This is a genomic window from Amycolatopsis sp. NPDC041971 (assembly GCF_055588925.1).
Genome location: NZ_JBVJCE010000004.1, coordinates 105,351 through 128,050 on the forward strand (window position 1 = coordinate 105,351; position 22,700 = coordinate 128,050).

21 protein-coding genes are annotated in these 22,700 nt (G+C 68.6%); 12 read left to right on the forward strand and 9 right to left on the reverse strand.

Annotation, left to right across the window (positions count from 1 at the left end; translation table 11 throughout):
* The first annotated feature begins 192 nt into the window (after positions 1-192).
* The 6 genes from ACZ6DT_RS11285 to ACZ6DT_RS11310 all read left to right on the forward strand — a co-directional run bounded on the left by ACZ6DT_RS11285 (position 193) and on the right by ACZ6DT_RS11310 (position 7,763).
* The gene (locus ACZ6DT_RS11285; RefSeq protein ID WP_465592177.1) at positions 193-3,075 is read left to right on the forward strand and encodes a type 2 lanthipeptide synthetase LanM family protein; all 2,883 of its coding nucleotides are present in this window, start codon (positions 193-195) and stop codon (positions 3,073-3,075) included.
* Between the two features lie 14 nt (positions 3,076-3,089).
* Positions 3,090-3,284, forward strand: a complete 195-nt coding sequence (locus tag ACZ6DT_RS11290; protein WP_465592180.1) for a hypothetical protein — start codon at positions 3,090-3,092, stop codon at positions 3,282-3,284.
* Between the two features lie 90 nt (positions 3,285-3,374).
* The gene (locus ACZ6DT_RS11295; protein ID WP_465592183.1) at positions 3,375-6,266 is read left to right on the forward strand and encodes a helix-turn-helix transcriptional regulator; all 2,892 of its coding nucleotides are present in this window, start codon (positions 3,375-3,377) and stop codon (positions 6,264-6,266) included.
* 3 nt (positions 6,267-6,269) lie between these two features.
* Complete coding sequence (locus ACZ6DT_RS11300) at positions 6,270-6,509, forward strand: glutaredoxin family protein (RefSeq protein ID WP_465592186.1); 240 nt, start codon at positions 6,270-6,272, stop codon at positions 6,507-6,509.
* Positions 6,506-6,718: a putative acetyltransferase gene (locus tag ACZ6DT_RS11305; protein ID WP_465592189.1), complete on the forward strand. Its 213-nt coding sequence runs from the start codon at positions 6,506-6,508 to the stop codon at positions 6,716-6,718. The genes ACZ6DT_RS11300 and ACZ6DT_RS11305 overlap by 4 nt, the downstream gene beginning before the upstream one ends.
* A 58-nt stretch (positions 6,719-6,776) precedes the next feature.
* Complete coding sequence (locus tag ACZ6DT_RS11310; protein ID WP_465592191.1) at positions 6,777-7,763, forward strand: YihY/virulence factor BrkB family protein; 987 nt, start codon at positions 6,777-6,779, stop codon at positions 7,761-7,763.
* Positions 7,764-7,837: 74 nt separating this feature from the next.
* Here ACZ6DT_RS11310 and ACZ6DT_RS11315 read toward each other — a convergent pair whose 3' ends face one another.
* Together ACZ6DT_RS11315 and ACZ6DT_RS11320 are read right to left on the reverse strand one after the other, a co-directional pair.
* Positions 7,838-8,719 carry a manganese catalase gene (locus tag ACZ6DT_RS11315; protein WP_465592194.1) on the reverse strand — a complete coding sequence of 294 codons (882 nt, stop codon included), beginning with the start codon at positions 8,717-8,719 and terminating at the stop codon, positions 7,838-7,840.
* Between the two features lie 36 nt (positions 8,720-8,755).
* A complete protein-coding gene (locus ACZ6DT_RS11320; RefSeq protein ID WP_465592197.1) occupies positions 8,756-9,211 on the reverse strand; it encodes a DUF4383 domain-containing protein in 456 nt (151 codons plus the stop codon).
* A 184-nt stretch (positions 9,212-9,395) separates the two neighbouring features.
* Between ACZ6DT_RS11320 and ACZ6DT_RS11325 the strand changes: the two genes are divergently transcribed.
* Positions 9,396-10,076 carry a hypothetical protein gene (locus ACZ6DT_RS11325; protein WP_465592200.1) on the forward strand — a complete coding sequence of 227 codons (681 nt, stop codon included), beginning with the start codon at positions 9,396-9,398 and terminating at the stop codon, positions 10,074-10,076.
* On the opposite strand, the gene ACZ6DT_RS11330 is transcribed toward ACZ6DT_RS11325, so the two are convergent.
* From ACZ6DT_RS11330 to ACZ6DT_RS11340, 3 genes are all read right to left on the reverse strand, one after another.
* Entirely contained in the window at positions 10,077-11,435 is a 1,359-nt protein-coding gene (locus ACZ6DT_RS11330; RefSeq protein ID WP_465592984.1) for an aldehyde dehydrogenase family protein, read from the reverse strand.
* 158 nt (positions 11,436-11,593) lie between these two features.
* The gene (locus ACZ6DT_RS11335) at positions 11,594-11,965 is read right to left on the reverse strand and encodes a hypothetical protein (RefSeq protein WP_465592203.1); all 372 of its coding nucleotides are present in this window, start codon (positions 11,963-11,965) and stop codon (positions 11,594-11,596) included.
* A gap of 264 nt (positions 11,966-12,229) precedes the next feature.
* The gene (locus ACZ6DT_RS11340; protein ID WP_465593008.1) at positions 12,230-12,517 is read right to left on the reverse strand and encodes a hypothetical protein; all 288 of its coding nucleotides are present in this window, start codon (positions 12,515-12,517) and stop codon (positions 12,230-12,232) included.
* A 181-nt stretch (positions 12,518-12,698) separates the two neighbouring features.
* Here ACZ6DT_RS11340 and ACZ6DT_RS11345 point away from each other — a divergent pair, with 181 nt between their 5' ends.
* The 3 genes from ACZ6DT_RS11345 (at position 12,699) to ACZ6DT_RS11355 (ending at position 15,104) form a co-directional block, all read left to right on the forward strand.
* The gene (locus tag ACZ6DT_RS11345; protein WP_465592205.1) at positions 12,699-13,529 is read left to right on the forward strand and encodes a peptidoglycan-binding protein; all 831 of its coding nucleotides are present in this window, start codon (positions 12,699-12,701) and stop codon (positions 13,527-13,529) included.
* 121 nt (positions 13,530-13,650) lie between these two features.
* The gene (locus tag ACZ6DT_RS11350) at positions 13,651-14,274 is read left to right on the forward strand and encodes a cyclodeaminase/cyclohydrolase family protein (RefSeq protein WP_465592208.1); all 624 of its coding nucleotides are present in this window, start codon (positions 13,651-13,653) and stop codon (positions 14,272-14,274) included.
* The gene (locus ACZ6DT_RS11355) at positions 14,271-15,104 is read left to right on the forward strand and encodes a bifunctional 5,10-methylenetetrahydrofolate dehydrogenase/5,10-methenyltetrahydrofolate cyclohydrolase (RefSeq protein WP_465592211.1); all 834 of its coding nucleotides are present in this window, start codon (positions 14,271-14,273) and stop codon (positions 15,102-15,104) included. The genes ACZ6DT_RS11350 and ACZ6DT_RS11355 overlap by 4 nt, the downstream gene beginning before the upstream one ends.
* Positions 15,105-15,218: 114 nt before the next feature.
* On the opposite strand, the gene ACZ6DT_RS11360 is transcribed toward ACZ6DT_RS11355, so the two are convergent.
* Entirely contained in the window at positions 15,219-15,791 is a 573-nt protein-coding gene (locus tag ACZ6DT_RS11360; RefSeq protein WP_465592214.1) for a TetR/AcrR family transcriptional regulator, read from the reverse strand.
* 113 nt (positions 15,792-15,904) lie between these two features.
* Here ACZ6DT_RS11360 and ACZ6DT_RS11365 point away from each other — a divergent pair, with 113 nt between their 5' ends.
* Positions 15,905-16,645, forward strand: coding sequence for a class I SAM-dependent methyltransferase (locus ACZ6DT_RS11365; protein WP_465592987.1), 741 nt, complete (start codon positions 15,905-15,907; stop codon positions 16,643-16,645).
* A gap of 44 nt (positions 16,646-16,689) precedes the next feature.
* Here the strand turns inward: ACZ6DT_RS11365 and ACZ6DT_RS11370 are convergent, their stop codons facing one another.
* From ACZ6DT_RS11370 to ACZ6DT_RS11380, 3 genes are all read right to left on the reverse strand, one after another.
* Positions 16,690-18,129: a cellulose binding domain-containing protein gene (locus ACZ6DT_RS11370; RefSeq protein WP_465592216.1), complete on the reverse strand. Its 1,440-nt coding sequence runs from the start codon at positions 18,127-18,129 to the stop codon at positions 16,690-16,692.
* Positions 18,126-20,444: a cellulose binding domain-containing protein gene (locus tag ACZ6DT_RS11375; RefSeq protein ID WP_465592219.1), complete on the reverse strand. Its 2,319-nt coding sequence runs from the start codon at positions 20,442-20,444 to the stop codon at positions 18,126-18,128. The genes ACZ6DT_RS11370 and ACZ6DT_RS11375 overlap by 4 nt, the downstream gene beginning before the upstream one ends.
* A 126-nt stretch (positions 20,445-20,570) precedes the next feature.
* Positions 20,571-20,936: an RNA-binding S4 domain-containing protein gene (locus ACZ6DT_RS11380; protein WP_465592222.1), complete on the reverse strand. Its 366-nt coding sequence runs from the start codon at positions 20,934-20,936 to the stop codon at positions 20,571-20,573.
* 219 nt (positions 20,937-21,155) lie between these two features.
* Here ACZ6DT_RS11380 and ACZ6DT_RS11385 point away from each other — a divergent pair, with 219 nt between their 5' ends.
* On the forward strand, positions 21,156-22,697 hold the full coding sequence (locus tag ACZ6DT_RS11385) for a GMC oxidoreductase (RefSeq protein ID WP_465592225.1): 1,542 nt from the start codon (positions 21,156-21,158) through the stop codon (positions 22,695-22,697).
* The last annotated feature ends 3 nt before the right edge of the window (positions 22,698-22,700 follow it).

Here is a 22,700-nt window from a genome sequence, read left to right on the forward strand (position 1 = left end):
CCACCGCGAGACCTGTACCACCCGACCATCGTGCGGCGGGGACCGGTCCCCGCGCATGGGTGCCGGGCCCCCATATTCCGGCGCGGTGGTGGCGGATCGCGGACAACCCGGTCATCACTCTCCGGGCATCTTCGTGCGTGCGCTGAATGTGGGTGCGCCGCCCCCATGTGCGGGGCGTATCGAACTGAAAGCATGACTGCCGTGACGCCCCAGCTCCCGGCGACGTCCCTGCCGCTGAAGTGGTGGGTGCACGGCCAGACCCCGCGCGAACGCGCAGCTGCGACCAAGCCCGCATGGGCGGACTTCGCCGAACATGCCGTCACCGCGCTTCTGCCGGAGCGTCCCCCGGTCGGTGACTGGCGTGCCGCGTTCGCCGGGGTCTTCAGGTCGTTCGTCGACGCCGCCACTCGTGAAGCGGTCCCGGCCGATCTCGTCGATGCCGACGTCGAAGCACTCCGCCGGGGTTTCGCGGCCCAACTCGACCAGCACCTGTTCAAACTCTCGGTCCGCACGCTGGTGCTGGAACTCCACCGCGCCCGCAAGGCCGGGACTCTTCAAGGCGAGACCCCCGAAGAGCGCTTCTCGGACTTCGTGCGACAGCAATCCACCCCAACCGGACTCGTCCGGCTGTTCAGCGAATACCCGGTACTGGCCCGGCTCCTCGCCCAGGCGTGCCTGTACGCCGCCGAAGCCCACGCCGAAACGCTGGCCCGCTTCTCGGCCGACGCCGCCACGCTCCCCTGTTCGGTCGTGGACGGCGAACTCGGCACGCTCGTCGAGGTCGCCGGCGGGATCGGTGACTCGCACGCACGCGGGCGTTCGGTCAGACTGTTCCGCTTCTCCAGTGGCGCCAAGGTGATCTACAAACCCCGCCCGCTGATCCTGCACAAGCGGTTCACCGACGTCGTCGAACAGCTCGACAAACGACTTCCCGGCCTCCACCTGCAAACCGCCGACGCGCTCCAACGCGACGGATACGGCTGGCTCCGGTTCGTCGAGCACCGGCCGTGCGCCGACATCGCCGACGTCGACCGCTTCTACCGCCGTCAGGGCATCCTCCTGGCGCTCCTGCACGCACTCGACGCCACCGACGTCCACTACGAGAACATCATCGCCTGCGGCGACCAGCCGGTGCTGATCGACATCGAGACGTTGTTCCAGCCGTCGCCACCCGATCCGCCGGGGGGCGACCCCGCCGCGGCGATGCTGGCACGGTCGGTGCAGCGCACGCTGCTGCTCCCCCAGCTCTTCGCCGGCGAGCATGGCGCCGTCGACATCTCCGGACTGGCGGGCCGCGGCGGCAAACTGCCCACCGACCGGGTCGATTGGGCCGATCCGGGCACCGACCACATGCGGCTGATCCGGGTACCCGGCGAACTCGCGGGCGGGAACAACCTCCCGCGCCTCGACGGCCGCGATGTCACCCCCGCCGAGCACAGCGCGGCGCTACTGGCCGGGTTCCGGCTCGGCTACGACGCGATCTCGACCGCACGGGAGGAATTCGCCGAGCTTCTCCGGAGCTGCGCCGAAGATCCCATCCGGGTGCTCATCCGGCCGACGAACTTCTACTTCCGTCTGCTCGACGAGACCACCCACCCGGACCTCCTGCGCGACGCCGCCGACCGCGACCACGCGTTCGACCTGCTCGAAGAGGACTCGGCGGACGAGGAGAAACTGCTCCGGCTCGTCCCGCACGAGCGGGCCGACCTGTGGGCGGGCGACGTACCGATGTTCACCTCGAACCCCGGCTCGACGTCACTGCTGGATTCGCGTGGTGAGAGCGTCGAGGGAGTGGTCGACCGGGCGTCGCTGGACACCGTGCTGGCCAAGGTCGCCGACATGGATCCGCTCGACCAGCGCGACCAGGAATGGCTGATCTCGGCCACCCTCGCCATCAGCACGGCGACCGACGACCACCACGGCGGCGGCGAGACCGCGGAGACGGCGGTGCCGAACCAGGCGCCCGACCCGGAACGCCTGCTGCTCACCGCGTGCGGGATCGCCGACCACATCGTCGCCAGCGCGTTCTCCGACGAGCACCGCTCGAACTGGCTCGGGATCGAGCTCGTCGACGACCGCTATTGGACCGTGCTGCCGATGGGCGCGGGACTCGGTGAGGGCTATTGCGGTGTCGCGTTGTTCCTCGCCCAGCTCGCCGAGCTGACCGGGATCGCGCGGTATCGCGATCTGGCCGCGTATGCGGTCCGCCCGCTCCCCGGCCTTTTCGCGACTCTCCGCGCCGACCCCGAACTGGCCGCCACCGCCGGCTGCGGCGGGCTTCTCGGGCTCGGCGGTGTGGCGTACACGATCGCCCGGCTCAGCACCTTGGTCGGCCTTCCCGTCGGCGACCTCATCGAGCAGGCCGTCGACCTGATGCCCGAGGCCACGGCCGAAACTCCGGCCGGATTCACGACGGGGCTGGCGGGCGGGCTCGCGTCGATGCGCTCGGTGTATGTCCAAACAGGACTGGAGGCGGCGTTGAAGCGGGCGGACCGCTACACCGGACAACTGCTGGAGCGCGACCGTCCACTTGAGACGGGTTTCGCCCGCGGTCCGGCCGGGATCGACTGGGTCCTGCGGGCACACGACCGGTCCGGCGAAGAACCACCCCGAAAGGCGGACGATCGGGCGGAAAGCACCGGCGGCTGGTGCGAAGGTCTCGCGGGCGCGGCACTCGGCCAGGCCGCCCGCCTGACGGATCCCGGGTACGCCCGTGACCTGGACCGGACGGTCAAACGGCTGGCCGGCGGGGCACCGCTGAAGGATCTCAGCCTCTGCCACGGCGAGTCCGGCGTGCTGGACGTGTTGTGCGTGCTGGCGGAGAACGGGCACACTGGCGCCGCCGCCGCGGTGCGCCGCCGGACCGGTCATCTCCTCGCCGCCATCGATCAGCGCGGTGCCCGCTGCGGGACTCCCGGCGCGGTCCCCGCGCCAGGGCTGCTGAGCGGTCTGGCGGGGATCGGCTACGGCCTGCTGCGGCTGGGATTCGGCGACCGGGTCCCGTCCGCGCTCCTGCTCCGCCCCGACCGACCGCATCCCGCGGCCACCGTTGTTCCGCCGGTAAACCGAGTATGAGGAGAAGAACCCGAATGTACGAAAGAGATCTGCCCGCCACCGAAGACGCCCTCGGCGCCGTGAACCTGCCGCGCGCCCTCGAGGTCGGCTCGCGCAACCACGCGCTGGCGGGCAGCAAACCGCGGCTGAGCGCCAACCCGCTCGCCACCCTGTCCACGGCCCCCGGTTCGCCGTCCGTCGTCAGCCTCCTCTCCGGCGGCTGGATCTGAGGTTCGGCAAAGCTCACGAAGGCGGGCTCGCGCCGCCCGCCTTCGTGATCGCTTTCCTCATGACCGCGGAATCCGCTCGCTATAGTCGCGATGGTGGGGATCCGTTCGTCGCGGGTGATCGGCCGCGACGCCGAACTGTCCGAGCTCTCCGAAGCTCTCGATCGCGCCATCGCGGGCCGCGGCGGCGCGATCTTCCTCGTCGGCGAAGGCGGCATCGGCAAGTCCCGCCTCGCCATCGAAGCCGCGTCCCGAGCGGTCGCCGCCGACATCCCGGTCCTGCAGGGCAGGGCCGGTTCGATCGGTCCGCTCGTTCCGTTCCGGCCGCTGACCCAGGCGCTGTTGTCGCATTTTCGCGGCGGTGGACCGCCGGAGGCGGCCGAACTCGACCCGTTCATCCCCGTGCTCGCCCAGCTCGTCCCCGACTGGAGCCAGGGCGACCGGCCCCGGGAATCGGGCTCCCTGCTGGTGCTCGCCGAAGCGGTGTTCCGGCTGCTGGCCGTCACCAGCCGCGACCGCGGCGCGCTCCTGGTCCTCGACGACCTCCAGGACGCCGACGCCGAAACGCTGTTCATCCTCGAATACCTCGTCGACAACCTGCCCGCGGCGCAGACCCTGTTCGTCGGCACGCTCCGCAACGAGCCCTCCGACGCGCTCCGCCTCGCGACCTCCGGTGCCCAGCGGATGAGCTGCGCCGTCGTCGAACTCGGCAGGCTCGGTCTCGCCGACACGCGCGCGCTCGCCGCGGCCTGCCTGGAAACCGAACCGGGGAACCTGCCCTCGCCCGCGGCGGAACTGTTGTGGCGCAACAGCGCCGGTCTGCCGTTCATCGTCGAGGAACTGCTCCACGGCATGGTGAACGACGGTCTCCTCGTGGAGGGCCGGGACGGCTGGCGGGTCATCGGCGAACTCCGCGCCCGCGTACCCGCCGCCCTGGTCACCAGTATCGGCGTCCGAATGGAGCAACTCGGCGAGCAGGCGGGCGAACTGCTGTCGGTCGCCGCGATCATCGGCCGCCGCTTCCCGCTGACGGTGGTGCAGACGGTCACCGGCACGAACGACCGCACCCTGCACAACCACCTGAGCGCCGCGGTCTCGGCGAACCTGGTGACCACCGACGAGACGACGCCGGGCTGGTACGCCTTCCGTCATCCGCTGACCGCGGAAGCGTTGCTGGCACGCCAGTCACCGGCCCGCAAAGCGGCGCTCGCCCGTCAAGCCGCCGACGCCGTCGAGAAGCTGTACCCGGGTCTACCGGGCGATCTGTGCGCGCTCGCCGCGTCGCTCCGGCTGACCGCCATGGACGAACGGGCAGCCGGCCACCTGTTCGCGCAAACCGGCCGCCGCGCCCTCGACGCCGGTGCCGCGGACTCCGCGGTCACCATGCTCACCAAAGCTGTCGACCTGCTCGCCGAAGCCGACGCGGGTGATCGCGCCGAGGTGCTGGAAACGCTGTTGTACGCGCTCGGGCAGACCGGCCAATTCGACCGCGCCGTCGAGCTTTCGGCCGCCTTCGGCGAGATCGGCACGCTCGAACGGGCCGCCAAACTGCACACCCAGCTCGCCTGGGCCGCCTACATCGCCGGACGGCACGACGAATGCCTCGGCCAGATCGAACGGGCTCGCGCTCCCCTCGGTTCGGCGATCTCGCCCGCTCAACAGGCCGCGCTCGACGCCGTCGAAGCGAACCTCTGGCTCGACGTCCCCGGCCGGACCGGCACGGCGGAACGGCTCGCGCGTCAGGCGTGGAAGGTGGCCGAGGAGACCGAGCAGCCGTTCGTCGTCTGCCAGGCACTGCAGGTGCTCGGCATGCTCGCGCTGTCGCGGGACCTCACCGAATCCGAGCAGTACATGCAGCTCGCGCGGCGGACCGCCGAGGACAACCACCTGCACCACCTCCGCACCCAGGCACTGGTGCGGCTCGGCGGGCATCGCGTGCTGATGAACGGCGACGAACAGACCCTGCTGCTCGCCCGCGCGGACGCCCAGCGGACCGGGTCGATCACCCTGCACTGCGCGGTCGATTCCGTACGCACCATGCACGCGATCCTGCGCTGCGAGTTCGGCACCGCGCACGCGCTGCTGGAAGAGAACCTCGCCGTGCTCGGCAGACTCCGGTTGACCGCGTTGCTGCAGTACGCGCAGATGACCAGGGCGATGTCGGCCGGGCACCGGGCCGACCGCCCGGCGATGGAGCGGGCACTCGACGACTTCCGGGAAAGCGGAGGCGAGAACGCGCAGGAGATGGTGCTGAGCATCGGGCTGGCGCGGGTCTTCTGTTCACTGCTCGAGGAGGACTTCGAGCGGGCGCGCCGCGAACTCGGCCAGGTCGTCGAGTTGGAGGACCGGCGGCCGAGCCGGTTCCACCTCGCCGGACAACACGGCCTCAGGACGCTCGTCGACACCCTCGGCGGCGCTCCCTGCCCGGAGGCGGGCTCCGCCGTGAGCGGGATGCGGTGGAACCGGCAGTTCGTCGAATTCGCGCACGCCGTCGAGCACGGCAGGCGCGGTGACACGGCGGAAGCCGAACGGTCGGTGGCCGCCGCCCTGGAGACCTCGGCGCCCTATCCCCTCGCCCGGCACCTCGGGCTCCGGCTGATCGCCGAACCGGCCGCCGCCGACGGCTGGGGAGATCCGGCCGGCTGGCTCAACGAGGCCGAGGAGTACTTCCACGGCAGGAACATCCAGGCGGTCGCGGCCGCCTGCCGGAGTCTGCTCCGCAAGCTCGGCGCACCCGTGCGGCAGCGCCGGTCCGGTGTCGACCGGGTCCCCGGTGATCTGCGCGCGTCCGGCGTGACCGTGCGCGAGTACGAGGTGCTGGTGCTGCTCGCCGAGCGCATGGGCAACAAGGACATCGGCACCCGGTTGCACATCTCGCCCCGGACGGTCGAGAAGCACGTCGCGAGCCTGCTCGCCAAGACCGGGCTCGCCGACCGTTCGGCCCTCGCCGACCACGCCGCCGGACCCCGGCCTGGCATGCTGTGATCCATGAGCGACCTCACCGTGTACGGCGCCGACTGGTGCCCCGACGTCAAACGCAGCCGTGCCCTGCTGGACGCGAAGGGCGTCGCGTACGACTACATCGACGTCGAAGCGGACACCGTCGCCGAGGAGACCGTGCGGGCGCTGCAGAACGGTGAGCGCCGGATCCCCACCATCGTCTGGCCGGACGGCACCCACCTGGTCGAGCCGAGTGACGACGAGCTCACCGCGCACCTGGACCGGTGACCCTTCCGGACGTCCCGGTCGGCACGAGGGTCGTCGTGCGGTACCGGATCGAAGGCGGGTTCACCGACGCCCTCGGCTACCTGCGCTCCCGTGATGACGTGGAATGCGCGGTGGAGACCAGACGCGGGCTCGTGACGATCCGGCTGGCGGACATCGTCCTGGCGAAGACCGTCCCGCCTCCACCACAGCGGCGTCCTCGCCTGGCCTGACCACCGTTTCGCCCCGGCGCTCCCGGGTAAGCAAGGGCATCCCCTTCAGGAGGTCCCCTTGACTGCCACAACGGAAAACCCGGACGGTCCCACGGAGTTGTCCCGCCGATCGTGGTGGGCGGTGCTCAAACGGACGTTCACCCAGTTCAACCGCGACAACATGCTGGACTGGGCGGCCGCCCTCACCTACTACGGCGTCCTTTCGCTCTTCCCCGGATTGCTGGTCCTGACCGCGATGCTCGGTCTCCTCGGGCCGTCCACGACCCAGACCCTGATCGACAACGTCAGCCGGATCGCACCCGGCCAGGGCCGGGACATCCTGGTCGGCGCGATCGAGGAGCTGTCCAAGACCAGCGGACTGGCCGGACCGGCGGCAATCCTCGGCCTCGTGGGCGCCTTGTGGTCCGCGTCCGGCTACATCGGCGCGTTCATGCGTGCGTCCAACGTCATCTATTCGATGCCCGAAGGCCGCCCGATCTGGAAGACCGTGCCTTTGCGGGTCGGACTCACCATCGCCGTGCTGATCGTCCTCGCCCTGTGCGCCGCCGGCGTGGTGGCGACCGGCGGTGTCGCGCGCTACCTCGGTGACCTGATCGGCCTCGGTTCGACCGGTGTCCTCGTGTGGGACATCGCGAAATGGCCGGTGATCGCGCTGCTGGCGGGGCTGGCGTTCGCGATGCTCTACTGGGTGAGCCCCAACGTGCGGCAGCCGAAATTCCGCTGGCTGACACCGGGCGGGCTCGTGGCCGTGCTGCTCTGGGCCGCCGCCACCGCGGGGTTCGCCTTTTACGTCAGCAATTTCAGTTCGTACAACAAGGTCTACGGTTCGCTCGCCGGGGTCATCGTGTTCCTGATCTGGCTGTGGATCTCGAACATCGCCGTCCTCCTCGGCGCCGAGCTGGACGCGGAACTCACGCGTGGCAAGGAGCGTGCCTCCGGTCGCCCCGCCGACGACGAGCCGTTCCTCCCGCCGCGTGACACCAAGGCGATGGACGACGACGAAGCGGCCGCGGTCGCCGAAGCCCGAACGAAGACCACCGACTGACTCGGTCGGCCGGCATCACACGTGAAAGGAGCCCTTCCCCGGCAGTACCGGGGAAGGGCTCCTTCACTTCTCGCCTAGCTCTTGCGCGACTTGGTGGCCTTCTTCTTCGCGTCCTTGGCCTTGCCCTTGACCGTCCCGATAGCGTCCTGGATCGGCGCATAGGTGCCGTAGAGCGCCGGGTCGGGCTTCGGAGCGGTGCCAGGTCCGCCCAGGGCCTCGGGATCCATCAGATACTCGATCCCGTCGTCGCCGGCGCTCCAGCCACCCTTCGCACCGTCCGGGCCGTCGGACAGGTGCCAGATGGTGTTGTTGTGCTCCTGGTTCTCCTCGTCGAACAACGCCGTCGGCGCGATGTCGTCTTCCAGGCCGTCGGCCTTGAGTTCCTCGATCGCGGCGAGCCACTGTTTCTGGTGCACCGTGTCCCGCGCGAGGTTGAACTGCAGCATCGCCTTCACACCCGGGTCGTCGGTCATGTTGTACAACCTGGCCGTCTGCAACCGGCCCTGCGCCTCAGCCGCGACGTTCGCGCGGAAATCGGCCAGCAGGTTGCCCGACGCCACGACATAGCGGCCGTTCCAGGGATAGCCCTGGCTGTCGCTCGGCGTGGCGCCGCCACCGGAGATGATCGCCTGCTGGGGATCCATCCCACCAAGGATCGCCGCGGTGGCGGGATCCTTCGCGGCCTCGGCCACCATGGTGGCGGGCGCCCCTTCGAGCAGCCGGGCGACCATCGTCGCGAGCATCTCGACGTGACCGATCTCCTCGGTCGCGGTATCCATGATCAAATCCTTGTACTTGCCCTCGATGCGGCAATTCCAGCCCTGGAACAGGTACTGCATGGTGACGGTTATTTCACCGTAGGCGCCACCGATGAGTTCCTGCAGCTTGCGGGCGTACAACGCGTCTGGCTTTTCCGGCTTGGCCTCGAATTGGAGCGATTTGGTATGACGGAACACTGACAACCTCCGAAGAAATCAGGAAAGAACAGGTGACTAGCGCGAGTCGGCGACCGGCGCCGTCGAACCGGAGAGCGGAATGAGCCCGAGGGCGAGCATCCCGACGGCGAGCCCGAGGTGCAGCCAGTTGTCGGCGTTGTTGACCGGCACGAAATTGGCCGCGGAACCGTGGTCGATCAACAGCCCGTACAGCCAGAGCACGAGGTAGATCACCCCGCCGCCGACGAGGAACGCCTTCGCGCCGCTCACCGTCCTGGCCAGCAGGATGCCCGCGACGCCGAACGCCAGGTGGACGATGTTGTGCAGGATCGACACCTGGAACACGCCCAGCAGCAAGGCACCGGACTCATGGCCGGCGCCGCTCAGCTGTTCGTAGTTCGTCGTGATGCCGGGGATGAAACCGAGGATGCCGACGAGCAGGAAGACCGCGCCCACGCCGAGGGCGATGAGCTGGCGCGGCGTCCGCCGAGCCGTGGCCGGCGATGCAGTCATGATTTCCTCCGATCCAGGTGAAAGGGGAACTGTGCGAACATCGCGTCGAGTACCCGGTCGAAAGCCGTTCACACCGGGGAACCGGAGCCGATTCCGTGCTCACGAATTCGTGGGAATTCCCGTGTAACCCGGCCCAACGGGGGTAGCCAGCGCATAGCACGCACGTCACAAGGAGGTCGGAATCGTGGCTGAAGACGCCGCAACGCAGGCCGGGCCCGGCGGCAAGCTCTTCCGTGCCGGATTTCGCGCCCTCGCTGCCCTGCGCGGTGCGAGAGCCTTCCACCCGGATGGCTTACTGCTCAAAGGTGAACTTCACGGCCTGAAGTGTGAAGACCTCGTGCTGCCGGACGAGCCGGTGGCCGTCACCGCGCGAATGTCCAAGGGGGTAGGTCTCCCGGGGCGGGTGCCCGACGCGCTGGGGCTGGCGGTCCGGATCCCTTCCGCCGACGGTGATCCTTGGGATCTCACGCTGACCAGCTCGGGTACCGGCCTGGTCGGCCGGGTACTGCCGCGGCCGGCACGGACCTGGACCAGCGGCCACTACAGCACATTGCTTCCCTATCGCACGAAAGGCGAACTGATCTGGCTTTCGGCCCGCGCGGAGAAACCGCGGCACGCCGAAGCATCACTGGACGCTCTGAGGCGCCTGGTGACGGAAGGACCGGTGACCTACCTTGTCGAGACCGTCCGCGCGAACGGACATCGGAAGCCCTGCGCGACGCTGACCCTGCACGAGGTGGACGAAGACGCCGCCCGCCCCGCCTTCGATCCGATGCTGCACCCTCCGCGAGGATGGGAGCCGCGGCCCGGCTGGCTGGCCGCGCTGCGCGAGCGGGCCTACGAAGGCAGCCGCCAGGGCCGCTGATCAGCCGGCGAGAGGCTTGTCCAGCACGGCCTTCACGTGGCTGAAGGTGTCGATCGAATAGCGGCCGTGATAGCGGCCCATCCCGCTCTCCCCCACCCCGCCGAACGGCAGCTCCGGCGCCGCGAGGTGGATGATCGCCGCGCCGAACACCAGGCCACCCGACGACGTCTCCGTCTCGATCCTGCGCTTCGTGTCATCCGATTCGGTGAAGGCGTACAACGCCAGCGGCTTGTCGCGTTCGTTGACGAACGCCAGCGCCGCGTCGACGTCGGGCACCTCGATGATCGGCAGGATCGGGCCGAAGATCTCGTCCCGCATCACCGGGGCGTCCGGGGAAACACCGGTGAGCACGGTGGGCGCGATGTACTTCTCGTCGCGGTCGGCCTGGCCGCCGACGACCGCGGTGCCGTTGTCCAGCAAGGCGGCGAGCCGGTCGTAGTGCCGGGTCGAGATGATGCGGCCGTAGGAGTCGCTGGTGGCAGGGTCCTCGCCGAACATCGCTTCGACGGTCTCGGCCAGCTGCTCCGCCAGCTTCGGGCCGGTGTCGCCGATCGCGAGGACGTAGTCGGGAGCGACGCAGGTCTGGCCCGCGTTGGCGAACTTGCCGTACGCGACCCGCTGCGCGGTCACGGCGAGATCAGCACCCGGCTCGACGATCGCCGGACTCTTCCCGCCCAGCTCCAGCGTGACCGGCGTGAGATGCTTCGCCGCCGCCGCCATGACGATCCGGCCGACCGTCCCGTTCCCGGTGTAGAAGATCGTGTCGAACTTCTGCTCCAGCAGCGCCGTCGTCTCCGGGATCGCGCCCTCGACGACACGGACACCCTCGACGTAGTCCGGCAGATGTTCGGCGATCGCGGCCGACGTGTTCGGGGACAGCTCGCTCGGCTTCACGACCGCACAGTTGCCCGCCGCCAGCGCTCCGACCAGCGGCGCGAGCACCAGCTGCAGCGGGTAGTTCCACGGCCCGATGATCAACGCGACCCCGAGGGGTTCACGCACGACGCGGCCGTTCCCGGGGCGCAGCGGGTACGGGAGCTCGGCAGGCTCCGGCGCCAGCCAGGAGTCGAGATTCTCCAGCGTATGGTCGATCTCGTTGCGCACGAGCGCGATCTCCGCGCGCTTGGCTTCGGCGGTGTTCTTGCGCAGATCGGCATAGAGCGCATCGAGGAACACGTCCGCCTGCTCGGTCAGGAGCTTCCGCAGGCCCGTGAGCTGCGTTCGGCGCCAATCCACCGGTTTCGTGACGCCGGATCGGAAGAGGTCACGCAGTTCTTCGACGACGGTGGAGGCATCGCTGCTGGTCATGGAGCCGAGCCTAGCGGCGGGATGAAGTAAACACCCATCGCCGAGCGGTATAGGACGTTATACACTCCTTGTGAGCCGGCTCGCGTCGCCGCGGTCCGGTGTTCCCAATGTCGCATCGGGGACGCTGAGCGTCTCCAATGCGACATTGGGGGCCCCGTGCTCGCGTTACGGGTAGCTCACCAGATTGCTCGGCGTCGTCCCGGGCGGTGTCACCGCCCCGACGTCATTGATGACACACCGAGGACGACGGTGTTCGCCTTGCTCACGTCGAGCGTCCGGTCGAGGTGGTAGACGCCCGGTGTGAAGAACAGGTTGCAGCCTTGGGAGAGCGCCGTGTTGATCGAAGACGCCGTGTCCCCCGCCTTCACGACGTAGAACTGGCTCATCGGCAGCGAACCGCCCTGCGTGCCACCGTTGGCCCAGCTCGGCCCGGAAGCGTTGGTGCGCAACGAAGGCAGGAAGACCCGGTATTTGCCGGAGCCGTCGAGGTAGAGATACGGGACATCGCGGGACACCGGTGTGGTGGCGAGCGTCGTCTCCGGCGGATTCGGGAAGGTGTCAGGGTCCCGGCAAAGTCGCATAGCCGCTGGTCGGTGGCGCTTTCGGTGACCCGAATTGGACTTCCTACGAGAGCGGATGACAGGGTGCCTTGAGCGTCAAGTGTCCACAAAGGACAGTATCCGGCCGCTGGTTGTCCATTTGATGCTTTTATGTACGTTTTTCGACTGGGTCGTGAGTGAAATTTAGGGCTAGAACCCTTTTTTTCACTCACGACCTGGTCGAAAAACGCCCAAACCGGGCACCGTAGCCCTGGAAGCGTCCTATGCGGACAGTCGAGAAAGATGTCAGGCGACTGTGACGAGCCCGCCTCTGTCACCGCAACACCCACTCGACCAGCGGCTATGCGACTTTGCCGGGGCCCTGGGGAAGGTGTTGGCGGGAGCGCCGTTCGTTCCGGAGAAGACCATGTTCCAGACCCCGCCGTCCCAGCTGCCGTAGCTGCTGTCACGGGTGTACCACTGCTGCTGCGAGATCGAAGCGGTCTGCCCGGAGACCTTGGTGTCGGCGGTGTAACCACCGCTGGCGAACCCGTAACTGGCCGGGTAGAGCTGGAGCCCGCCGCGGATGTCCATGCGACGGAACGGCGCCGTGTGGGTCTCGACCTTTCGGCGTCCACCGGAAGTCTTATCAGGACGTTCCCCGTTTTCCCCGGAGTGACACCCGACCGGGCGACAAGCCGGACGTCGTTTGTACGGCCCTTGTATTCGCGCTGCCCATGCTGACGGACAACCGAGTCCGTTCAGGAGGCAGGAATTGTTGACCAAGGTAGCCGTGCTCGCGACAGCGACCGCGCTCTCCTTCGGCGTGGCCGCACCGGCCGGCGCCGAAGAGACCGTGACCGCGTTGCCCACGGCCGGCATGGAAGCGGTGCTCAAGGCCGCGCAGATCGACCCGCGCCGGGCCGACAGCGCGTTGACCCCGGGTGCCAAGGACAGCGTGGTGCTGGTGGAGCAGGCGCTGGCCGCCAAGGGATTGCTCGACCAGCAGTACGTCGACGGCCACTTCGGCACCTCGACGATCACGGCGTATTCCGGCTACCAGAAGTCGCTGGGATACACGGGGATCGACGCCTCCGGCCTGCCGGGCAAGACCTCGCTCGAGAAGCTGGGCGAGGGCCGGTACACCGTCACCGCGGTGGTCTCGGCGGGTAGCCGCCTGACCTACCACGGCAAGACGATGAACACCCGGACCAAGGCGATGCTGGTGAAGGCCGAGGCTCTGCTCGGGAGGCAGCTCACCATCACGCAGGGCTCGTACAACCCCGGCGGCGTCGGTGCTTCGGCCGGGACGCACGACGGTGGCGGCGCGCTCGACATCGGCGTGGAGGGCATGTCCTCGGCCACGCGGACCGACGTCGCGCGGAAACTGCGCCAGGTGGGCTTCGCAGCCTGGGTGCGGACCCCGGCCCAGGGCTTCGCCTACCACATCCACGCCATCGCACTGTCCGATCCGGACCTGTCTTCCGGTGCGCAGCACCAGGCCGGTGACTACTACCTCGGCTACAACGGCCTTGCCGGCCGCGGTGCCGACGACGGCCCCGCCGTCACGCCGAAGCTCACTTGGGAGGAGTACCAGCGGTCCTGATCCCGCCCGCCGAAGGCCACCTTCGCCGATGTCGATCGCCGCGAAGGTGGCCTTCGGGCTGTCCGGGAACCCCCGGGTAGGCTTCCCCGCGACGGCAAAACCAGCGGGAAGGGAACATCGCGTGGAGGATCGACCGGTCGGTCAGTGGCTCGACGAGCTGGCCTCGAAGGCCTCGACGCCCGGTGGTGGCGCGGGTGCCGCGATGAACGCCGCGGTCGGTGCCGCCCTGGTCTCCATGGTGTGCAACCTGACCATCGGCAAGCCGAAGTACGCCGAGCACGAGGCCGCCATGACCGAGGCGCTGGGCAAGGCCGAGGATCTCCGCCGTCGCGCGCTCGGCCTCGCCGCCGACGACGCCGCCGCCTTCGACGCGGTCGTCTCGGCCTACAAGCTCCCGAAGGCCACCGACGAGGAGAAGCAGGCCCGGTCGGCCGCGATCCAGGCCGCGCTGGTCGGCGCCGCCGACGTCCCGCTGCGCACCGCCGCCCTCGCCGCCGAGGTGGTCGACGTCGCCGCCTCGACCCTCGAAGGCGCCAACACCAACGTCATCTCCGACATCGCGGTCGCCGCCTCGTCCGCCAAATCCGCGCTCGAATCGGCCGTGGTCAACGTCGAGGTGAACCTCGCGTCCATGTCGGACGAGCAGCTGCGCAAGGAGACCGAAGCCCGGCTCGCCGAGCACGTCTCCGCCGCCGGGCGCGCCGACGCGCTCGTCGCCGAGGTTCGCGAGAGGATCGCCCGATGACGCTGATCGACGGGCGCGCGATCGCCGCCGCCATCACCGCCGAAGTCACCGAGACCGCCGCCAAACTGCGCGCATCGGGCACCGCCCCGACGCTGGCCGTGCTCGTGCCGACCGACGACGACGCCACCGCCTGGTACGTGCGCTCGATCGAGCGTGCCGCGAAGAAGGTCGGCGTCGACTGCCGGGTGGTCCAGCTCGAAAAGCCGACGGGCGAGGACGTCACCCGCGAACTCGACAAACTGTCCGCGGACCCGTCGGTCCACGGCATCATCTGCCAGACCCCACTGCCCGAAGGCGTGACGCTCGACGACGTCGGCGCGCACATCGATCCGCGCAAGGACGTCGACGGCGCCAACCCGGTCAGCCTCGGCAGGCTCACCGCGGGCCTCCCGACCTACGCCCCCGCCACCGCCGCGGCGGTGCTGGAGATCCTGAAGCGCGAGCAGGTCGCCCTGTCCGGTGCCCAGGTCGCCGTAGTGGGCCGCTCCACCGTGGTCGGCAAGCCCGCCGCGCTGCTGCTGCTCGCCGAGAACGCGACGGTCACCGTCTGCCACTCGCGCACCAAGGACCTCGCGGCGGTCACCAAGACCGCGGACGTCCTGGTCGTGGCCGTCGGCCGCGCGCACTTCGTCGGCGCGGACCACGTCAAGCCCGGTGCCGTGGTGATCGACGTCGGCACGAACCCGACTTCCGAAGGCGGGCTCGTCGGCGACGTCGACCAGGCCGCGGTCGAAGAGATCGCGGGTTCGATCACGCCGGTCCCCGGCGGCGTCGGCCCCGTCACGACGTCGCTGCTGCTGCGGCACACCGTCACCGCCGCGCAGTCCTGATCCGTTGAGACAGGCGGCGAGTCCACTGAGGACTCGCCGCCTTTTCACGCGATAAGGCAAATGCGGCGCCTCGCGAAAGTGGCTTTCGCAACGTCGGCACCGGCTTAGCCTCCGTCAGGTTCCGATCACGGCTTCCACGGTCTTCCGCACCTGCGCCGCCTCCGGCGCGGCACCCGTGCGGTCGGCGAAGAGCAGATGGGTGGCACCGATGAGCGTGGCCGCGAGCGTGTCCACGTCGGCGTCCTCGGCGACCCTGCCCTGCGCGCGTTCCGCCTCGAGGTAGGCCGCGATCATCTCGGCGGCCTGAGTCAGCACCGGAACCCCGGCCGGCCACTCGCGGCGCAATCGGGCGCGAAGCTCGTCGCGGAAGATCACGAGCGGGACGATCGCGACCGCGACCGACTCGAACACCGCCGTGAGCGCCGACGTGAGGTTGTCCACGACCGTTCCGGTACCGACGGCCTCTCGGAGACCCTTCTCGTCGAGCTTCTCGATCCGGTCCAGCACGAATTCGGCAAGGAACCCGTCGAAGTCGTCGAAATGCCGGTGCAATACGCCTTTCGCGCAGTCCGCCTCCGTGGTGACGGCTCGGCTGGTGAGCCCGCTCGGCCCATCCCGCAGCAGGACGCGCTCGGCGGCGTCGAACAACTGCGCGCGGACGGCGCGCAGGGCTACCCCGGTCGGCATACGGCTCCCTTGCATTGACGAGTGGGCAAGTGCCCACTTAAGGTGGGCGCATGCCCACTCTACCGTCGGCGCAAGAGCCTCACCACTATCGCCGGGCCGCGGAATCCTTCGGCGTGGACGTCGACCGCTACGACCGGACCCGGCCCGCCTATCCCCCGGAACTCATCGAGCACCTCATCGCCGCCGCTCCCGGCCGTGAGACCCTCGACGTCGGCGCCGGCACCGGGATCGAAGCGCGCCAGTTCCAGGCCGCGGGTTGTCACGTGCTGGGCATCGAACCGGATCCCCGGATGGCCGAATTCGCCCGCCGGAGCGGGATCGACGTCGAGGTCGCGACGTTCGAGACCTGGGAACCAGCCGGACGCCGATTCGATCTGCTCGTCTCCGGACAGGCCTGGCACTGGGTCGACCCGGTCGCGGGCGCCGCCAAGGCCGCCGAAGTGCTGCGACCCGGAGGGCTCTTGGCCGCGTTCTGGCACGTGCCAGAACCACCGGACGAGGTGGCCGACGCCTTGGCGGACGCGTACCGGCGGCTCGTGCCGGATTCACCGATCGACCTCAAAACCGTGCCGAAGCAGCCTTCGGACCCGTACGGGCCGCTCATCGCGAAGGTCACCGACGGCCTGCGCGAAGCAGCCGGATTCGGCGAGCCGACGCGAAGTCGCCACGATTGGGAACGGGTCTACACCCGCGACGAATGGCTTGACCAGCTCCCGACGTTCGGCTCGCTCACCTGGGTCGAGCCCGCTGTACGACAGGAGATCCTCGCCGAAGTCGGGGCGGCCGTCGACAGGATGGACGGCCGGTTCACCGTGCGCTACGCCACCGTCGCGATCACCGCGGTCCGGAACTGACCGGCCGGTGGCGGGAGCCGCGCCGCTCCCGCCACCGGCGTCCGTCAGGGTGTGACGGGGATGTTGGTCAGCCCGTTCACCGCCCTCGACACGGTGTTGGACGCGTAGACGATGTTGGGCCGTTCCGAGCACTTCGACGTCGAGGTGATCTTGATGGCGTACTGACCGACGCCGCCGAGGTCGGACTTGTTGTTCCGCCACACGTTCCCGCAGCCGTTGAGGAACGACGGCGTGGTGCCGGGGTTGTGCGTCTCGTAGCCGTTCGCGAACGTCCCCGGTGCGGCGAAGGTGCCGGTGTTGCCCTCGATCAGGTACCCGGATCCCTTGACGTCGACCCAGGAATCGGCCGAGTTCTGCCCGGAAATCCCTTGACCGTCGAAAGTGTTGTCCCGGATGACACCGTCCACGGTGCCCTCCTTGACATCGATGGCCTCCGCGGCGACGTACGGTCCGATGTGGTTGCCGAGTACCTGGATCCGATCGCTACGGTCGACTCCGCCGGAATTCCCGTGGCACATCCAATTCGAGTTCGCCGAGCCGAGGTAGACGCCCTCGCCGTAGCCGGCCTGCACGAGACCGGTATGGCTGATCGTCGAGTCGCGGATGACGCTGTCGGCCGAGGAACGACGGAAGTGCACGGCCTCCTCGTCGATCCGGTGCACCCGAACTCCCTCGATCACCGTGTGGTGCGAGTTGTCGATGACGATGCCCTTCTTCGACTCCTGCACGGTGAAGCCCTTGAGCCGCCAATACGGCGCGCCGTAGAGCCAGAACCCGTACCCGGAGTCCCAGCCCGCGGTCGGCGCCGGGCAGGAAGGCGCTTCCCCCGACGGGCCGTCGTTGATCAGGACCGCGGTCGACGGTCCGGTCACCGTGATCGGCGCGCCCGCCGTCCCCGGTTTCGTGGCGGCGAACGAACCTCGGTAGGTTCCGGCCGCCAGCCGGATGGTCTGGCCGGGAATCGCGGCGGCCAGCGCGGCCCGTAGCTCGGCGGCGGTGCCCACGTCGACGACGTCACCCGGCGGGACCGTGGTGGTGGTCGTCGGCGGTGTGCTCGTGGTGGTCGGCGCCGTGGTGGTCGGCGCTCCTCCCCCGCACGGGATGCCGTTGAGCGTGCAGCCGGTCGGCAGTCCGAGCCCCGTGGTGTTGAAGCCGAAGGACGCGGTGCCGCCGGGTTTGATCGTGCCGTTGAAGCCGGCGTTGGTGACCTTGTAGTGCTGTCCGGTGCGGGTGAGCACCGAACTCCACGATGTGGTGACCGCGGTGCCGGCGGGGAGGTCGAATTCGATCGTCCACTGTGTACTGTTCGCGTCCCCCGTGTTGGTCAGCGTGTACTTGCCGCCGTACCCGCTGTCCCAGACCGAATTCTGGGTGAACGTGGCGGACAGGCTGGGCGCGGCGGCCTCGGCGGTGACGACGGCGCCGAACAGGCCCGCCCCGGACGCCGTGGCCGCGATGGCGGCGAGCAGTCGTTTCCTCGTCATTCCGTGCCTCCGCACTTCGTTCCGGCGACCGTGCACGCCGCCGGAAGTCCCTGACCTGCGACGTTGAAGCCGAACGTCACCGCGCCGCCGGGTTTGACGCTTCCGTTGTGGGTCGCGTTCCCGAACCGGTAGTGCTGCCCGCTCCTGGCCAGCACCGAACTCCAGGAGCCGGTGATCGTCGACCCGGCGGGCAGGTCGAACTCGACCGCCCACGAGCCCACCGTGGCCGAGCAGCTGTTGGTGACGGTGAAACCGCCACCGTATCCGCTGTCCCACACCGATTTGCGGATGAACGTCGCGTTCAGGCACGCACTCGGGTTCCGGGTCGTCGTGGTGGGTGTTGTCGTGGCGGAGGACTGACCCGTCGACGAGGACGGCGGGGTTCCGTCGACAACCTTCAGGAACAGCGACGACGCGGCGTCGGTCCTGGTCGCGTCGACCCCGTGCCCTCCGGTGTAGTCACGCTGCTCGTTCTTCGCCCAGTCGGCGATCGGGGTGCCGCCGACGTCGAGGTGCTTGTACGCGGCGCCGTCCCAGCCGAAGACGTGGATACGATGCCGGTCGGCGTAGAAGTCGTTATACGGCCCGTTGTCCGCGAGCTGCTTGGTCATGGCGTTGTTGAAGAACACGTTGCGGTAGCCGGTGGCACCCGACCATTTGACGGCCTTCTTGCCCGCGCCCCACCAGATCGGGAACCAGTTCGAATCGTCGGGACCGCCTCCGCCTTCTTCACCGCAGTTGGCCCGGCAGTTCCCCGAACGGTGCGCGTACGGGATCTTGACCGTGTTCAGCTCGAAGAGGTTGTTGCGCTCCCAGCCTCCGTGCAGGTTCAGGTCGGAGTCGAACGAGTTGCCGATCACCACGTTGCCCGAGGCGGACCACTGGAAGGTGAAGTGCCGCAACAGGGTCGACGTGTTCCCGGCATACAGCGAATCCCAGACCCGGGAGCCGCGGAAGTAGCCGTTGCCGCCCTTGCCCTTGTTCCACGAGCCGTTGAGTTCGTTGTCGGCGATCTGGAGGTTCTTGGCCTCCTCGGTGACGATCGGATGCGAGCCGGTCATGTCCGCGCGGATGCCGCGGACCCAGGAGTTCGCCGCCCACTTGAACACGATCCCGTGCATCTGGGCGGCAGGCGCCATGTTCCCGTAGTTGTTGTTCGCCTCGGCGGGGTTCAGGCCCGGCATGTCCTGCGTGAACCCGAGGTTCTCGAAGCCGACACCGACCACCGGGTCGACCAGCGGCGCCGCCTTCGAGTCGTACGTGGCGCCGTCGATCGGGGCCGACCCGTCCGAAGTGGAGTTCACCGGGACGTCGTACTCGAGCGGTTTGTCCAGGGTGATGGTGCGTGCCGTGGTGTCGAGCGCCGTGATCGTGAAGATCTGCTGGCGCATGTGCATGTTCAGCAACGGGAACGTGGTCGGTGTGGCCTGCTGCCGCTCGTAGAACTTCCGCGAGTTGGCCGCCCGGATGTTGACCAGGTTCCCGGCGGCGAGCGAGGTCAACGCGCCGCTGTTCGCCAGGTGGACGACCTTCTCCCCCATCCGCGCGGCGAACGCGGTGTCGCCCGGCTTGCCCCGCAGCTTCACCCCGGCCTTCCAATGGACGTTGATCGTGCCCTCGAAGATGTCCTTGCGGTTGGCGGGCGCCGAGGCGTGGTCACTCGCGTAGGACGTGTGCACTCCCCTTGACTGGACGCGGAACAGCCCGCGCCCCGGCCACAGCCAGCCGCCCTTGCCCGCACCCGAGGTCATTCCGTCTTCGTCCCAGTCGGAACCGTCCGGGGTGAGCGAGTCGTAGAGGGTGTTCGCGTCGGGTTCGTAGACGAACTCGGTGGCGTCCTTGCCCGCGCCACGCAGGATCAGGTAGTCGGCGTCGACGTGGACCTCGTGTGTGACGTCGAACCGGCCGGCCGGGAAGGTGATCGTGCTCAGCTTGGTGTAGCTCCCCGACGGCGAGCACGCGCTCTTGATCCCGTCGATCGCCGCCTGGATCCCGTTCGTGTCGTCGGCGCCGTCGTCGGGCTTGACGTTGTATCGGCTCGCCAGTTCCGCCGAGGTGACCTGGCAGGTGGCGTTCGGATTCACTTCATCGGAGCCGGGCAGCGTGGTGCCACCCCGGTACCCGGCCTTGGACCAGTCGTAGAGCCCCGCGACCGGCGCGCGGCGATTGGCGGCGCCGAGGTCGAGGCCGGTCAGCGCGCGGGGTCCCGGCGCCGCGTCCGCCATCTCGGGCGGTACCTGCAGTAGGGCGGCGGTGGCGACCACGGCGGCGACCGCCGGTAGGACGGCACGACGAAGAGGACTTTTTCGGGACACCCGAAACCTCCGTGACGGACTGACGGAAGGTGTTGCGGCGTGTACACCCGGACTCCGTCTTTATAGTTCACGTCCCTGTCACACGTCAACGGATGTGAATAACGTCCACATATGTGAACCAGTCGATCAAGGTTCTCCTGAACGGAAGCGATCGAGCACCCGGCGTTCCCGTTTGGTCGGGCGTCCCGCACCCCGTTCCCGCCGCGCGACCGGCACGGCGGCCTCGGGCGGTGGCGGGGGTGTCCGGTCGAGGAAACAGGTCGCGGCGTCGGCGGCACCGACCCGTTTCTGGATCACCCGGGTCACTTCCAAGATCCGCGTTGTGTCGTTGACCCGCGCACGAACCTCGTCGCCGGCCACGACCGTGGTCGCGGGCTTGGCCGGCTTGCCGTTCACGCGGACATGGCCGCCACGGCACGCGGCGGCGGCGGCCGGACGCGTCTTGGTCAGCCGGACGGCCCACAGCCAGCGATCAACTCGAGTGGACTCCACAGCAGTACATAGTGACCCATCCGCCGTCACGGTGCCCGCCTACCTGACCCAAGCACGCGAAAAGAAGCCCCGCCTTCATTGCCACCCGGCATAGCCGCAGGTATAACTTGTTCTAAATCTCTTAACGGTGAGGAAGATCACGTGAGCGACGAATCCGTGCTGAGAACCGCTTCTGGACAGCTGTCCCGCCGCCTGTTTCTAGCTGGAACGGGTTCTATCTTGGGAGCCGCGGCTCTCGGCGGGACCGCTTCCGCGAAAAATTCGATCGCCGACGCCGCCCGAATCCCGGCGCTCGTCATCGGTTCCGGGTACGGCGGCTGCGTCGCCGCGCTCAGGTTGGCCGAAGCCGGCGTCGACGTCCACCTCGTCGAACTCGGCATGGCATGGGACACCCCGGGGAAGGACGGCAAGATCTTCGCCAACACCACCACTCCGGACTACCGGTCCTTCTGGCTGCGTACGAGGACGAAGCAGCCGTTGAGCAACTTCCTCGGCTTCCCACTGGACAAGGACGTCCCGCGCCACACCGGGATCCTCGACGCCGAGGAATTCAGCGGCATCACCGTCTACCAGGGCCGCGGCGTCGGCGGCGGTTCGCTGGTCAACGGCGGCATGGCCGTCACGCCGAAGCGCGAGAACTTCGGTGCGGTCCTGCCCACGGTCAACGCCGACGAGATGTACGGCGTCTACTACCCGCGCGCCAACGCCGGCCTCGGCGTCGCCACCATCGACCCGGACTGGTTCGAGACGGCCGAGTGCTACCAGTACGCCCGGGTCGGCAGGAAACACGCGCAGCGGTCGGGTTTCCCCTTCCTGTTCGTCCCGGACGTGTACGACTGGGACTACATGAAGAAGGAGCAGGCGGGCACGGTTCCGCGGTCCGCATTGGCCGGGGAGATCCTCTACGGCAACAACGCGGGCAAGAAATCGTTGCAGCAGACCTATCTCCCGCGCATCAAGGCCACCGGCCGGGTGACGATCTCGGCGCTGCACCGCGTCACCTCGGTCGCTCCCGCGTCCGGCGGCGGATACACCGTGGTGATGGAGCAACTCGACACCGGCGGCACGGTGACCACGACGAAGTCCGTGACAGCGGACAAGGTGTTCTTCGCCGCCGGCAGTGTCGGGACGAGCAAACTCCTGGTCAAGCTCAAGGCCACCGGCGCGCTGCCCAACCTCGGCAACGAGGTCGGAAAGGGCTGGGGCGACAACGGGAACGTCATGTGCGGCCGGGCCAACCACATGTGGGACGCCACCGGGGCGCTGCAATCGTCCATTCCCACCGCCGGTATCGACAACTGGGCCGCGGGCGGCGCCTTCGCCGAGGTCGCACCCCTGCCGACCGGCATCGAGACCTACGCCTCGTTCTATCTGTCGATCACGAAGAACCCCCACCGGGCGGCGTTCTCGTGGAACGCGGGCGCGAACAAGGTCGACCTCGACTGGCAGACCGCCTGGAAACAACCGTCGATCGACATGGCGAAGACGATCTTCGACAAGATCAATTCCAAGGAAGGCACGATCTACCGGACCGATCTCTTCGGCGCGTACAAGATCTGGGGCGACCATCTCACCTATCACCCGCTCGGCGGTGCGGTGCTCGGCAAGGCGACCGACAATTACGGCAGGCTCCACGGATATCCGGGCCTTTATGTGATCGACGGGGCGCTGATCCCGGGTAACACCTCGGTGAACCCGTTCGTCACCATCACCGCGCTGGCGGAACGGAACATCGAAAAGATCGTCGCCACCGATCTGTGACGC